Genomic DNA, 13,614 nt, shown 5'->3' with positions numbered 1-13,614 from the left:
CGATCCACCAGACAAAAATCCAGCATGAGCACCCCAGACGACGACAACGGCCAGCGCGGGCTGGACAAGATCGACGCCCGCATTCTGCGCGCGCTGCAGGCCGATGGGCGCATTTCCAACCTGAAGCTGGCCGAAAGCGTGCACCTCTCGCCGACGGCCGTGCTGGAGCGGGTCAAGCGCCTCACCCGCGACGGCTTCATCCTCGGCTACGAGGCACGGCTGAACCCGGCCAAGCTCGGCGCCTCCATGCTGGTCTTCATCGAGATCCTGCTGGACCGCACGGTGCAGGACGTGATGGACAACTTCAAGGCCGCCGTCCAGGCCCGGCCCGAGATCCTGGAATGCCACCTGGTGGCCGGCGGCTTCGACTACCTGCTGAAGACGCGGGTGGCCGACATGGGCCACTACCGCGAGTTCATAGGCAGCGTGATCTGGACGCTGCCCGGCGTCCGGGAGACTCGCACTTACGCGGTGATGGAGGAGGTCAAGAACACCACGGCCTTGCCGATCTGAAGGCCTGGTGCAAGGCCTTCCCCCATCGGTGGGGAAGGGGGAGGTCGCCCCGGTGGGGGGGCCTCCTCGTGGTGATGGGAGGCGGTGGCTTGCGCGCCGACGATGCGCCCCATTCCCACCTTGCACCCAGGAGCCGCCATGTTCTTCACCGCCCGTCGCCAGCCGCCTGCCACCGCCCTCGCCGCCCTTGCCACGCCGGTAGCCGTCATCGCCGAGCCCCAGGATTTGCGCGACCGCGCGGGCTGCGGCTGGTTCGATTCCTCGTTCGAACTGAGCCAGGGGCTGGAGGTCAGCGATGCGCCCGAGGGCGTGGAGTTTGAGCTGTGGCTGCTGGCCTTTGACGTGGCCACCGCCCAGGCCCATTGAGCTCAGAGATCGAAGAACACCGTCTCGCCCTCGCCCTGCAACCGGATGTCGAAACGGTAGTGGCCGGGCGCCAGGGGCCGGGCAAGCAGCGTGGCGCGGCGTTCCGGCGTCAGCCGGCGGAGCACCGGGTCGGCCGCGTTGGCGGCAGGCCGGTCCTCGAAGTAGAGCCGCGTATGCAGGCCGAGGTTGATGCCGCGAGCCAGGATGAAGAGGCTGACGAAGGCCGCTTGCGGCTCGAGGGTCTCAAATCGATAGAGGCCGGTGCCCGCGGCCGTCGCGCTGCGGCCCCAGCCGCTGAAGGCAGCGTCGCTCTGCCAGAGTTCCACCAGCACGTCGGTGAGCGGCTGGCCCTCGCCGTCGATCACCTGGCCCTCGATCACGAGGCGCGCACCCGGCGTGTCATCGGTCCAGAGCCTGGGCCCAGCGGTGGCGCGGGCGAAGGGCGAGGCCCCGCCAGCCGCCTCGGGCAGCAGGCCGATGTGGACAAAAGGGCCAGCGGTCTGCGAGGCGGTCTCGCGGCTCATGGCTGCGCTCCCGTCTCGGCTTCAAACAAGGTGGCCCGGCGGCCGCGCAAGCAGATATCCCAGCGGTAGGCGCGGCTGTCCATGGCCTCGTCGGCACCGGGGTCGGCCTGGGCGATCAGGCCACGCACTTGCGCCTCATCGGCAATGCTGTGGACGATGGGGCAGCGCGCGATCAGCGGGTCGCCCTCGAAGTACATCTGCGTCACCAGGCGCTGGGCCCAGCCTTCGCCGTTCAGCGAGAAATGGATGTGGGCCGGCCGCCATTCGGCGCGGTGGTTGGGCCAGGGGTAGGCGCCGGGGCGGATGGTGCGGATGAAGTAGTAGCCCTGGGCATCGGTCATCACGCGGCCGCAGCCGCCGAAGTTCGGGTCCAGCGGCGCCAGGTACTGGTCGCGCGGATGGCGGTAGCGGCCGCCGGCGTTGGCCTGCCAGACCTCGATCAAGGCATTCGGCACCGGGCGCCCCTGCTCGTCGCGCACATAGCCATGGACGATCAGCCGTTCGCCGAGCGCCAGGCCGCCGTGCGAGCTGTTGCGTATCAGGTCGTGGTCGAGCGGGCCCAGGTCCTCGCGGCGAAAGCGCGGCGCAGGCAGCGCGATCTCCAGCGGCACCAGCGGCTGGCGGGGCGAGCGCAAGAGGCTGGAGCGGTAGCCCGGCGCCAGCGCGGGCGGGTGGGCCTGCGGATCGCGGGGCAGGAACAAGGGCAGCGGTTCGTCCATGGGCCCAGCATGCCAAGCCGCGTGGCCTGCAGCAAGGCGGTGGACTACCAGTCCTTGAACGGATGCACCGCCAGTTTGGAGTTGAAGTAGCGCGGGTCTTCGGTCACCTCGGCGCCCAGCCAGGGCGGGCGCCCGAAGGCCTGGGCCTCGTCGCTCAGCTCGATCTCCGCCACCACGAGGCCGGCGTTGTCGCCGAGGAACTCGTCCACTTCCCAGAGCAGGCCGGCATGGCGCACCAGGTGGCGGAACTTGTCGATCAGCGGGCCTTCGCAGAGCGCGAGCAGTTGCTCGCCGTCCGCGAAAGGGATCTCGTACTCGAACTCGGCCCGGCTCGCGCCGACCGAACGGCCCTTGATGGTCAGCCAAGCCTGCTCGCCCACGCAGCGCACGCGCACCGTGCGGGCCGGGTCGCGGTTCAGATAGCCCTGGCGGTAGCGGCGGGCGTCGGGTTGCCGCCAGGCTTCACCTTGCACCAGGAATTTGCGTTCGATCTCGATGGCCATGTTCAGGATTTCAGCGGCTGACCCGCGAGGTGCTCGGTCATGCCGGGATGGTCGGGTCGCACGCGGTGCTCGCCATAGCAGAGCAGGCGCAGGACGGCCGCCGGGCGCCGCGCCCAGCTCGCCCAGGCCAGCGCCGTGTCGCCATGGGCATCGCGCGCCTCGACATGGGCGCCAGCATCGAGCAGCAGCTGGAGGGTTTGTGGCGTGCCGACCAGGGCGGCCCGGTGCAGCGCCGTCTCGCCCTTGGTGCGGGCATCGCGCATGAAGGCGCCGGTGGCTTGACCGGGCCGCGTGGCCGCGCGCACATCGGCGCCGGCCTCGAGCAGCACTTGCAGCACGCGGTCGCGGCCGATTCGGTCTTCATGGCACAGGGCCGAGTGCAGGGCGGTCTCGCCGGTGTCAGGGTCGGCATGGTCCACCTGCGCGCCCTGCTCCAGCAGGAACTGGGCGAGCCGCCAATGGCCGTGGAAGGCCGCGCCGTTGAGGCCCAGGTCGTCGCCCAGCTCGGACAAGGCCTGGCCCCGCTCCATCAGCACACGCAGCGCGGTCACGTCGCCGTAGTAGGCGGCCCATTGCAGGAGGCTCGCGCCATCGACCCGGGCGTCCGGCGAGCCACCATCGCCCAGCCGGTCGAGGATCAGGTCGCAGCGGCCGTTGGCAATGCGTTGCAGCAGTCGGGCGGGGTCCATGGCGCGATTGTGGCCGCGCCTGGCCCCTCAGGCCAGATGCAGGCGGCGGCGCGCCTCGGAGCGCGGCAGGTCCACCGTCGGCGCCACGAAGTCCTCGGCCGGTGCCGGGCGGCCGTAGTACCAGCCTTGCGCCCAGTCACAGCCCTCGCGGCGCAGCCATTCGGCCTGCTCGGCGGTTTCCACACCCTCGGCCAGCACGTCCAGGTTGAGGCTGCGGGCCAGCACGATGACGGTGCGGGCAATCGCCGCCACGTTGGCATCGCTGCCCAGCTCCGAGACGAAGCTGCGGTCGATCTTCAGCGTCTGTACCGGCATGCGCTTCAGGTAGCTGAGCGAGGAGTAGCCGGTGCCGAAGTCGTCGATGGCCACGCGCACGCCCTGCTGGGTCAGGCGCGTCATCAGCTCGATGGCGCCTTCGGCATCTTCGAGCAGCAGGCTTTCGGTCACTTCGAGTTCCAGCGCCTGCGGCGGGCAGCCGGTCTCGCGCAGGATCTGCTCCACGGTGTCGGCGAAGTCGCTCTGGCGCATCTGGCGCGCCGAGACGTTGACCGCCACCTGCTGCGGCTTGCCCGGCTGGCCTTGCCAGCGAGCGGCCTGTGCGCAGGCCTGCTCCAGCACCCAGCGGCCGATGGGGATGATGAGGCCGGTGTCTTCGGCCAGCGGGATGAACTCGGCCGGCGAGATCGGGCCGCGGGTCGGGTGACGCCAGCGCAGGAGCGCCTCGGCACCGATCAGCACGCCATCCGAGAGGCGCACCTGCGGCTGGTACTCGAGGCGGAACTGCGCCGCCTCGTTAGCCTGGCGCAGCGCATGGGTCAGCTCGAAGCGCTGCTGGACGATGCGGGTCAGCTCGGGTCGGTAGCCCTGCACGGTGTTGCGGGCATTGGCCTTGGCGCGGCACATCGCCGCCTCGGCATTGCGCAGGAGCGAGTCGACCGTCTCGCCATCGGTGGGGAACAAGGCCAGGCCTATGCTGGCACCGAGGTTGAAGCGCTGGCTGCCGACCAGGATGGGCTCGCCCATGGATTGGATCAGGCGGTCGCCGAGGCGCATGGCCGTCTCCTCGTCCACGAGGCCGGAGAGCACGATGACGAATTCGTCGGCGCCAACGCGGGCCACCGAGTCGCTGGCCCGCACGACGTTGACGAAGCGCTCGGCCGTCTCGCGCAGCACGGCGTCGCCGGCGCGGTGGCCCGAGATGTCGTTGACCTCGCGGAAGCCGTCCAGGTCGATGTAGAGCACGGCCACGCTGGTGTGGTCGCGCTGGGCAATGTGGATCTGGCGCTCGATGCGGTCGCGCAGCAGCGCCAGGTTGGGCAGGCCGGTCAGGCGGTCGTGCAGGGACTGGTGCAGCAGCTCGGCCTCGGTCGCCTTGATGCGCGAGATGTCGGTCAGCACCATCAGGTACTGCGCCGGGGTGGTCTGGCTTGCAGGCACCTTCACGAGGGTAGCCCACAGCGGCACGCTGAGGCCGTCCTGGCGGCGGTCCAGCAGCTCGCCACTCCACTTGCCCTCGGTGTCGACCTTGCTCCACAGCTCTTCCTGCAGCTCGGCGTCCAGCGCGATGGCGCGCAGCATCTCGGGCGTGCGACCGAGCAACTGCTCGCGGACACGGCCGCTGATGCGGCAGGCGGCCGGGTTCAGGTCGATCACGCTGAGCTCGGCATCCATCACGAGGATGCCCTCGCCGCAATGCTCGAACACGGTGGCCGCGCGGCGGGCGCTCTCCATCGCTTCCTGCTGCACGGTCACGTCACGGGCGACGCCGACCTGGCCCAGGTACTCGTTCTCGTCGAACACCGGCGCCTGCAGCACATCCAGGCAGGCGCGGCTGCCATCGGGGCGCTCGACCCAGCTGAGCGCGCGCTGCACGCTGCCATGGCTGCCCGGCATGGCGCGGGTCCAGCCCGGCTGGATCGGCAGTTGTTCGTCGGTGCGGCCCTGCAGCTCGGCCTCGGAGAGACCGGTCAGGCGGACGAAGGCGGGATTGCTGCCGTCATAGGCATCGTCCGCGTCCTTGAAGAAGACCGGATCGGGGATGGCGTTCAGCAGCGCCGCCAGGCGGGTGCGCTCGCTGCGCACGCGGCGCAGGGCGTCGCGGCGGGCCTTCAGGCGCAGGCGCTGGCCGCGCAGCAGGCCGAGGCCCAGGCCCATGCCCAGCACGCCCAGCAGCGCGAACGCCAGCAGCCACAGGTCGGGACGGCCCAGCAGCGCGGCCGGCCCACCCGTTTCAACAAGGGCGCGCGCCTGCCCGCAGGCCGGCACCACGGCCAGCCAGCACAGCTGGGCCGCACGGCCTGGGTGACTCTTGCTCAAGTTCATCGCTTCCGAACCTTTGTCGGCGCCACCGTCCTGATGAGACGGAGGCGATAGTTGGTCAACACCCTGGTACGGCGGGGTGTCCCTCTTTGTTTTGACGACCGGTCGGAAGTGTGGGTGCGGCCCCCCTGTCCAGGCTCAGGGTTGGCCACTAGGCGCCACAGTGCAAGTCCGCAATTGCTCACGGTTTGCTGCAAAGCGTGAGCGCCGGCTTGAGCCCGGCCGGGGCGCACAAAAAGGAAAAGGCACCGCAAGCGGTGCCTTCAAGGAGGCCTGGGCGATAAACGCCCGGGCAATGCCCTGCTTTCAGCGGCGGCGGCGGCTCACGCCCACACCGGCCAGCGCCAGAGCCACCAGGGCCAGCGAGGCCGGCTCCGGCACGCCCGGTGCAGCCTCGTTGATGTAGAACATGTCCATGCCAAAGCAGTCCACGGCATTCTCGACGTCGAACCAGAAAGCCTTGACGCTGTCGAACTGCGAGCCGAGCATGACCGCGGTCGCCGGGAAGCCCCAGTTCTCGACCGGCAGCAGCTGGCTGTAATCATCGGTGACGCCATCCGACGAGGCGTGGATGAAGGCGCGCTCGTTGCCCGAAGCGGCGCCGCCACCGGTGTCGGTGTTGGAGGTGAGCAGGAAGTAGTTCAGATCAAACGCAGCGCCGTCGATGCGGCTGAACTTGATGCGGGTCAGCGTGCCGTAGTCACCCGTGTCCCAGTGCCCGTGGATCACGTCATTGCCGGCGCCGTAGTAATTGCCGATGTAGCCGGTGCCGCCGATGAACTCGACGCGGTAGCCCAGTTGCTCGTACTTGACGATGTTGCTGAACGAACTGGAGTTCGACGTGACATGGGTGCCGGCGCCCACGTCGGTGGCCGTGCCGCCGGTGAAGTTGATCACGTCGGCCTGGGCAACGCCGCAAAGGCCCAACGCGAAAGCCATCGAGGCTGCGGTGAACAGTTTTTTGATTTGCATGGTGTCTCCTTGGAGGTATTGCCCCGCCACCCGGCGGGGCCATGACACAGCCAGTAGCCAGAACCATGCCAACCCCTGCTCCTGCGGCCGCGGCAGCAGATTTCCACCCTGTGAAAAGTCACGCCGCACAGGTGCGCGTCATTCGCCCGTATGAATCAGGCGGCTCGCGCTTTGTAAAGCACGCCGACAGGCTGTTCAGAGCGCCAAGGCCAGCTTGCTGCCCTGCAGGATGGCGCGTTTGGCGTCCAGCTCGCCGGCTTCCAGCGCGCCGCCTATCAGGTGCACGCGCAGCCCGGCTGCACGCAGCGGCGCCTCCAGCTCGCGCAGCGGCTCCTGGCCGGCGCACAGCACGATGCTGTCGGCCGGGATCAGCTCCAGGTCACGGCGCTGCTCGCCCTGGCTGACCCACAGGCCCTCGGCCGTGATGCGCTCGTAGTTGACGCCGCCCAGCATCTCCACGCGCTTCATCTTCAGCGCGGCTCGGTGGATCCAGCCGGTGGTCTTGCCGAGGCCGGCGCCGAGCTTGCCGCTCTTGCGCTGCAGCAGCGTGATCTGGCGCACCGGGTCGCTGGGCGCCGGACGCACCACGCCGCCGCGCACCTCGGCCGGGTCGGCCACGCCCCATTCGCGCCGCCAGGCCGCCGGGTCCAGGGCCAGCGTATGCCCCTCGTCGGCCAGAAACTCGGCCACGTCGAAGCCGATGCCGCCGGCACCGACGATGGCCACGCGGTGGCCCACCGGCTTGCGCTTGAGCAGCACGTCGATGTAACTCAGCACCAGGTCGGGATGCTCGTCCTGGCCCGGAATGCGCGGGTTGCGCGGGCTCACGCCGGTGGCGAGCAGCACCTCGTCGAAGCCCTTCAGGTCCTCGACACCGACACGGCGGTTCAGCTGCAGCTGCACGCCCGTCAGCTCGATGCGGCGGCCGAAGTAGCGCAGCGTCTCGCTGAACTCCTCCTTGCCGGGAATGCGCCGCGCCAGGTTGAACTGGCCGCCGATCTCGGCCGCCGAGTCGAACAGATGCACTTCGTGGCCGCGCTCGGCCAGCAGCGTGGAAGCCGCGAGGCCGGCCGGGCCGGCGCCGACCACGGCAATCTTCTTGCGCGCCGTAGCGGTGGCAGCGATAGGCACGATGGCCAGCTCGCGCTCATAGGCCGCACGCGGGTTGACCAGGCAGGTCGAGATCTTTTGCGCAAAGGTGTGGTCCAGGCAGGCCTGGTTGCAGGCGATGCAGGTGTTGATCTCGTCGGCCCGGTTCTCGCGGGCCTTCCTGACGAAGTCCGGGTCGGCGAGGAAGGGCCGGGCCATGCTGACCATGTCGGCCGCGCCTTCGGCGAGCACGTTCTCGGCCACCTCGGGCATGTTGATGCGGTTGCTGGTGATCAGCGGCGTGGTGATGCCCTCGGCCCGCAGCGCCGTGCGCAGCTTCTGGGTGACCCAGGCGAAGCCGGCGCGCGGCACCGAGGTGGCGATGGTCGGCACCCGCGCCTCGTGCCAGCCAATGCCTGTGTTGATGATGGTCGCCCCGCCCCGCGCCACGCGGCGGGCCAGCTCCAGCACCTCGTCCCAGCTGCTGCCGTCGGGCAGCAGGTCCAGCATCGAGAGGCGGTAGATGATGATGAAGTCCGGCCCCACGGCCTCGCGCATGCGCGCCAGGATTTCCAGCGGCAGGCGCATGCGGTTCTCATAGGAGCCGCCCCAGCGGTCCTGGCGCTGGTTGGTGTGGGTCACCAGGAACTGGTTGATGAAATAGCCTTCGGAGCCCATCACCTCCACGCCGTCGTAGCCGGCCTCGCGGGCCAGCTTGGCGCAGCGGACGAAGGCGCGGATCTGGCGCTCGATGCCGCGCTCGGAGAGCTCACGCGGCGTGAACGGCGAGATCGGCGACTGGATGCGCGAGGGCGCAACGCAGAACGGGTGGTAGCCGTAGCGGCCCGTGTGCAGGATCTGCAGCGCGATCTTGCCGCCCTCGGCATGGACCGCGTCGGTGATGAGCTTGTGACGCCGCGCCGCGCCCGAGGTGGCCAGCGTGCCGGCGAAGGGCTTGGCCCAGCCCTCGATGTTGGGCGCGAAGCCGCCGGTCACGATCAGGCCCACCTCGCCCCGGGCGCGCTCGGCAAAAAAGGCCGCCATGCGCTCGAAGTGCTTGCGCCCGTCTTCCAGCCCGGTGTGCATGCTGCCCATCAGCACCCGGTTCTTCAGGGTGGTGAAACCGAGGTCCAGCGGCTGGAGCAAATGGGGGTAGGGCATGACGGACTTCCTATAAAGAAAACGCTGGGCCGCTCCCGAGCTTTCTTGCTCCCCCTCGGGGGGGCGACTGGCACGCCGTGCCAGGCTTGGGGGCACCATGGAATCGCGAGGCATGCTAGCAGTGGGCTGGGCGCGGAAACTGGGGGTAGCGCTCTATGCTTTACAGTCCGACAAGTTGCGACGCGGCCCAGCAATGGCGGCCCCGTCCAATCGGGAACCTATTTTCAGGAGAGAGTGCGATGCGCTTTGGAAGTCTGGCCACCTCGGTGGCCCTTATCGGCAGCATGCTGCTGACCGCCTGCGGTGGCGGTGGTGGTGGCAGCGGCAGCGGCAGTGCGCAGATGCGCTTGGTCAACGCCAGCGTGGGCTATAGCTCGCTGGACCTGACCATCGGAACCACCAAGGCCAGCACCGGCATCGCCTACGCGAACGCTGGCACCTATTCGGGCGTCGACACCGGCGCCACGGCCAGCCAGGTCCAGGCCAACGGCACTGGCACCACGCTGGCGTCCATCACCCCCACCCTGACCGGCGGCAGCCACTACAGCGTGATCGCCTACGGCTGGTCGGGCGCTCTGCGCACCACCCTGCTGCAGGAAGAAGAAGCCGCCCCGACGACGGCCGGCACCTCCAAGCTGCTGGTGCTGAACCTGGCCGCCGACGCCGGCGCCGTGGACCTCTACCTGACCGGTGCCACCGACACGCTGGACAACGCCTCCCCGACCGCCAGCGCGGTCAATGGTGGCTCCAGCAGCGGCTACGTCGGCCTGAACAGCGGCACATTCCGCGCCCGCGTCACCGCCGCCGGCGACCGCACCAAGATCCTGCTGGACATCCCGTCCATCTCGCTCGAAGCCCTGAAGGTGCACAGCCTGATCATCACCCCGACGCAAGGCGGCGTGCTGGTCAACGGCATCTTCATGCAGCAGCAAGGCACCCCGACCAACTACGCCGCGACCAGCGCGCGAGCCCGCGTCGTGGCTGCAGTCGCCAGCAATGTCGCCAACGTCTTCCCGACGGTCAGCGCCACGACCGGTGGCAAGACGCTGCTGCAAGTCGGCACGGCCGCTCCGCAGATCGGTGACTACGTGGCCCTGACGGCCGGCAACAACGGCGTCAACATCACCGTCAATGGCGTTGCCATGCCGGTTGCCAATGTGAACCTGGCCGCTGGCGGCGACTACACGCTGATGGTGTACGGCGACGCCACCGCGCCGCAGCTGACTGTGCTGAGCGACGACAACCGCCTGCCCACGACCGCCGGCACCTCCAAGATGCGCCTGATCAACGGCCTGGCCACCGCCGGCGCCGGCCTGACGCTGACGCTGGACTTCAGCGCCATCGCCAACAACGTGCTGCCGGGCACGGCCTCCAGCGTGCTGAACGTGGCAGCCAGCAGCAGCTCGCAGCTGTCGGTGTCCTCGCCGCTGTCGGCAACGCCGCTGTACAAGGAAACCGGCCTGACCGTGCTGCAAGGCACCGTCTACACGGTCTTCGTGCTGGGTGGCGGCGCCAACGCCCCGCAAGGCATCCTGCGACGCGATCGCACCTAAGACCAGGCCCCTCGCCTGCCAAGCCCCGCGCTCCTGGAGCCCGGGGCTTTTTTCATGGCTCTTTGCGCTTCGGGTCGTGATCGCCTGTCACATGGGCTGCCTAGCATCGCGGGTCCTGCCACCGATCCCGCGCGCCCATGTTCCGCTCCGCCCTGAGATGCCTAGTCGCCACCGGCCTGCTGACCACGGCCAGCCTGCCCAGCTTGGCCCAGGTCCAGGCTGCCGGCGCCTCCTTCCCGTCGCAGGTCTATCTGCGCTGGGCCGAGTCCTACACCCGGGCGGCCGGCGTGCAGGTCAGCTACCAGGCCACCGGCTCGGGTGACGGCATCAAGCGCATCAGTGCCCGCCAGGTGCAGATCGGCGGCTCCGATTCGCCGCTGAGCCCGGAGGAACTGGCCAAGCGCCAGCTGCTGCAGATTCCGATGCTGGTGGGCGGCGTGGTGCCGGTGGTGCGTCTCTCAGGCGTGCCGAGCGGCCGGCTGCGGCTCACCGGCGAGCTGCTGGCCGACATCATGCGCGGCGAGCTGACGCAGTGGAACGACGCCCGCATCGCCGCCCTCAACCCCGGCCTCGCCCTGCCGGCGTTGCGCATCAAGCGGGTGGTGCGGTCCGACAAGTCGGGCACGACCGAGGGTTTCAGCCGCTACCTGGCGGCGGTGTCGCCGCGCTTTGCCAGCGAGATTGGCGCGAGCCAGTTGCCGGCCTGGCCGGGCGAGGTGCTGGCGGCGCAGGGCAATGATGGCGTGAGCGCCCTGCTGAAGGCCACCGAGGGCGCCATTGCCTATGTCAGCTACGACCGGGTGGCCCGCGACGCCTTGAGCAGCGTGCAGCTGCGCAACCGCGAGGGCCGCTGGGTCAGCGCCTCCGAGGCCGGCTTCATGGCCGCCATCCGCCACAGCGAGCTGCAGTCCAAGGGCGACGACCGCGCCAGCCTGCTGGACCGGCCCGGCGCCGACAGCTGGCCTTTGACGCTGACCAGCTTCGCCCTGATCGATGCCCGCCCACCGCGTGCCGCTGCCGCCGTGGCGCCCATGCGCTTCCTCTACTGGTGCTTCCTGCATGGCGATGAGCTGACGCGCGGCACCGGCTTTGCGCCGCTGCCGGTGCGCATCCAGTCCAAGCTGGCGGCGCGGCTGGCCGAGGTCAAGGCGCAGGACGGCGCGCCCATCGCCTACCTGGCGCTCTGAAACAGACCTGGCTCAGGGCTGAGCGCGCAGCTCCACCAGGCTGGAGCCATTGCGCAGCCCCGGCCCGAAATGCACGCGGTAGCCGCCGAGGTCCAGACTGCCTATGGCCTCCAGGCCCTGCTCGAGGCTCTCGCGGCTGAGCGGATGGCGAGCCCGGCGCAGGCCTTCGGCGAGCACGCGCGCTGCCAGGTAGCCCTCGAGGCTGATCGAGTCGAAATGCCTGTCGCCCGCATCGCGCATGGCCTGCTGGTACTCGGCCACGATGGGCAGGCTGCGGTCCTCGGCATCGGGCACGACCTGGGCAATGGTCAGGCCCTTGAACTGCGCCTTGCCAAGGGCCTGGCGCAGCTGCTCCAGGCCGGCAAACGACAGCGTGTAGAAGCGCCCGCCAAAGCCCTTGGCCCGCGCGCTGCGCACGAAGGCCGCCGTCGTGGCATAGGTGCTCACCAGGTAGATCGCATCGGCAGGCGTGCTCTGCGTAAGCGATGCCGCCTCGGCATCCACCGCCGCCGTGTTGCGCTTGACCGTGGCCGTGGTCAGGATGCGGATGCCCGCCGCCGCCGCCGCCGCGCGCATGGCCTCGAGGCCGGCCCGGCCGAACAGGTCGGCCTGGTAGAAGACGTTGAGCGTGCGCACGCCGGCAGCCTTCATGGCCACGGCCAGTTGCTGGGCCTCTTCCTTGTAGCTGGCCCGCACATTGAACACCAGCGGGTTGTAGGGCTCGCGCAGCATCTCGGCCCCGGTGTAGGCGCCGACAAAGGGGATCTTCCAGCGCCGCACATAGGGCAGGGCCATATTGCTGGTGGGCGTGCCCACATAGCCGAACAGGGCCAGCACACGCTCGTCCTCGACCAGCTTGCGGCTGTTGGTGTCGGCGCGGTCGGATTCGTAGGCATCGTCGAGCAGGTCGACGACCACGCGCGCACCACCGATGCCGCCCTGATGATTCAGTTGGGCAAAGTAGGCGGCGGCGCCGGCATGGAAGCGCAGGCCGAGGCCGGCGGCCTGGCCGCTGAGCGCGGCCGAACTGCCGACGCGGATCTCGGCCGCTGAAGCGGCCGCCCAGGTGTACGCCGGGCCCAGCAGGGCCATGGCGAGCACGAGCGCGGCAAATGACAGCCTGGACCGCATGGGAGCCCTTCGACTTGCGACAGCCCGGGCGGCAAACGACCGACCCGAAGAGGCGGCAAGTGCGGCGAGTCTACGATTGATCGGGGCCCCTCAGCCCCTGGAGCGGTCCAGCCTTCGCACCAATTTCTTCACGCCGGCGGGCGTTCCGGTGGCCCTTGGAAGGTGGCAGACTTGACCGCCGTCAGCCTTCTCCAAGCCGGTCGGCAGAAAATCAGCCTTCCCGCGTTCAGATCCCTCGCAGTCCCAGGACGAATGCCATGAGCACCCCTTTGCCCCTCCAGCCCATTGCCTTTGAACAGCTCGGCCACCTGGCCCGCACCCTTCACGAGGCCCTGCGCGAGCTGGGCTATGACCGTACCTTGACGCAGGTGACGCGCGAGATCCCGGATGCCCGCGACCGCCTGGTCTACGTGGGCAAGCTGACCGAGGATGCGGCTCACAAGGTGCTGGAAACCGTAGAGAAGGGCATGCCCGAATGCGACAGCGTGGCCGCCCGCGGGCGCGAGCTGGCGGAGACACTGCGCCGCCGCTCCGAGGGCGAGATGAGCGAGCTGATGGCCAGGGCCATGCTGAAGCAATGCGCCGACTATGCCGAGCGCGCCGCCCGGTTCGCCGACGGCCAGAGCACCCTGCTCAGCGACATCATGATGACCCAGACTTACCAGGACCTCTCCGGCCAGGTCATCAAGAAGGTCGTGGACATCATCACCCGCACCGAGGCCCAGCTGCTGGCCATCCTCATCGAGACCTCCAAGGCCGACCCCGAGCATCCGCCCGAGGTCGAGCAGTTGGCCGGCCCGCAGGTGCCGGACAAGGCCCTCAAGCAGGACGACGTGGACGACCTGCTGGCCAGCCTCGGGTTCTGAGTTGGCGCCGGGCGGCCCGGCC

General features: G+C 69.3%; 13 protein-coding genes. 5 read left to right on the top strand and 8 right to left on the bottom strand.

Annotated features, from left to right (window positions below; genetic code table 11):
* Positions 1-24 precede the first annotated feature (24 nt).
* Both J7U46_RS22320 and J7U46_RS22315 read left to right on the top strand, forming a co-directional pair.
* The gene (locus J7U46_RS22320) at positions 25-513 is read left to right on the top strand and encodes an Lrp/AsnC ligand binding domain-containing protein (RefSeq protein ID WP_282829447.1); all 489 of its coding nucleotides are present in this window, start codon (positions 25-27) and stop codon (positions 511-513) included.
* A 138-nt stretch (positions 514-651) separates the two neighbouring features.
* Positions 652-879: a hypothetical protein gene (locus J7U46_RS22315; RefSeq protein ID WP_282829446.1), complete on the top strand. Its 228-nt coding sequence runs from the start codon at positions 652-654 to the stop codon at positions 877-879.
* A 2-nt stretch (positions 880-881) separates the two neighbouring features.
* Here J7U46_RS22315 and pcaG read toward each other — a convergent pair whose 3' ends face one another.
* The 7 genes from pcaG to J7U46_RS22280 form a co-directional block, all read right to left on the bottom strand.
* Positions 882-1,403 (bottom strand): protocatechuate 3,4-dioxygenase subunit alpha, encoded by a 522-nt coding sequence (gene pcaG, locus J7U46_RS22310; protein ID WP_282829445.1) that lies wholly within the window; start codon positions 1,401-1,403, stop codon positions 882-884.
* Entirely contained in the window at positions 1,400-2,122 is a 723-nt protein-coding gene (gene pcaH / locus J7U46_RS22305; protein WP_282829444.1) for a protocatechuate 3,4-dioxygenase subunit beta, read from the bottom strand. The genes pcaG and pcaH overlap by 4 nt, the downstream gene beginning before the upstream one ends.
* Positions 2,123-2,166: 44 nt before the next feature.
* Positions 2,167-2,625: a CYTH domain-containing protein gene (locus J7U46_RS22300; RefSeq protein WP_282829443.1), complete on the bottom strand. Its 459-nt coding sequence runs from the start codon at positions 2,623-2,625 to the stop codon at positions 2,167-2,169.
* A gap of 2 nt (positions 2,626-2,627) precedes the next feature.
* A complete protein-coding gene (locus J7U46_RS22295) occupies positions 2,628-3,314 on the bottom strand; it encodes an ankyrin repeat domain-containing protein (RefSeq protein WP_282829442.1) in 687 nt (228 codons plus the stop codon).
* Positions 3,315-3,341: 27 nt separating this feature from the next.
* Entirely contained in the window at positions 3,342-5,636 is a 2,295-nt protein-coding gene (locus J7U46_RS22290) for an EAL domain-containing protein (protein ID WP_282829441.1), read from the bottom strand.
* Positions 5,637-5,939: 303 nt separating this feature from the next.
* Positions 5,940-6,605 carry a PEP-CTERM sorting domain-containing protein gene (locus J7U46_RS22285; protein ID WP_282829440.1) on the bottom strand — a complete coding sequence of 222 codons (666 nt, stop codon included), beginning with the start codon at positions 6,603-6,605 and terminating at the stop codon, positions 5,940-5,942.
* Between the two features lie 195 nt (positions 6,606-6,800).
* Positions 6,801-8,855 carry an NADPH-dependent 2,4-dienoyl-CoA reductase gene (locus J7U46_RS22280; protein WP_282829439.1) on the bottom strand — a complete coding sequence of 685 codons (2,055 nt, stop codon included), beginning with the start codon at positions 8,853-8,855 and terminating at the stop codon, positions 6,801-6,803.
* 239 nt (positions 8,856-9,094) lie between these two features.
* Here J7U46_RS22280 and J7U46_RS22275 point away from each other — a divergent pair, with 239 nt between their 5' ends.
* A complete protein-coding gene (locus tag J7U46_RS22275; RefSeq protein ID WP_282829438.1) occupies positions 9,095-10,408 on the top strand; it encodes a DUF4397 domain-containing protein in 1,314 nt (437 codons plus the stop codon).
* 137 nt (positions 10,409-10,545) lie between these two features.
* Entirely contained in the window at positions 10,546-11,595 is a 1,050-nt protein-coding gene (pstS, locus tag J7U46_RS22270; protein ID WP_282829436.1) for a phosphate ABC transporter substrate-binding protein PstS, read from the top strand.
* A 12-nt stretch (positions 11,596-11,607) separates the two neighbouring features.
* Here pstS and J7U46_RS22265 read toward each other — a convergent pair whose 3' ends face one another.
* Positions 11,608-12,726: an ABC transporter substrate-binding protein gene (locus J7U46_RS22265; protein WP_282829434.1), complete on the bottom strand. Its 1,119-nt coding sequence runs from the start codon at positions 12,724-12,726 to the stop codon at positions 11,608-11,610.
* Between the two features lie 257 nt (positions 12,727-12,983).
* On the opposite strand from J7U46_RS22265, the gene J7U46_RS22260 reads away from it, so the two are divergent.
* Positions 12,984-13,592: a protein phosphatase CheZ gene (locus tag J7U46_RS22260; RefSeq protein ID WP_282829433.1), complete on the top strand. Its 609-nt coding sequence runs from the start codon at positions 12,984-12,986 to the stop codon at positions 13,590-13,592.
* Positions 13,593-13,614: the final 22 nt, after the last annotated feature.

Origin of the sequence: Pelomonas sp. V22 (assembly GCF_030014915.1) — a bacterium.
Classification (GTDB): Bacteria; Pseudomonadota; Gammaproteobacteria; order Burkholderiales; family Burkholderiaceae_C; genus JAUASW01.
Note: the sequence above shows the minus strand (reverse complement) of the source record. Positions and strands in the feature narration are given on the sequence as shown.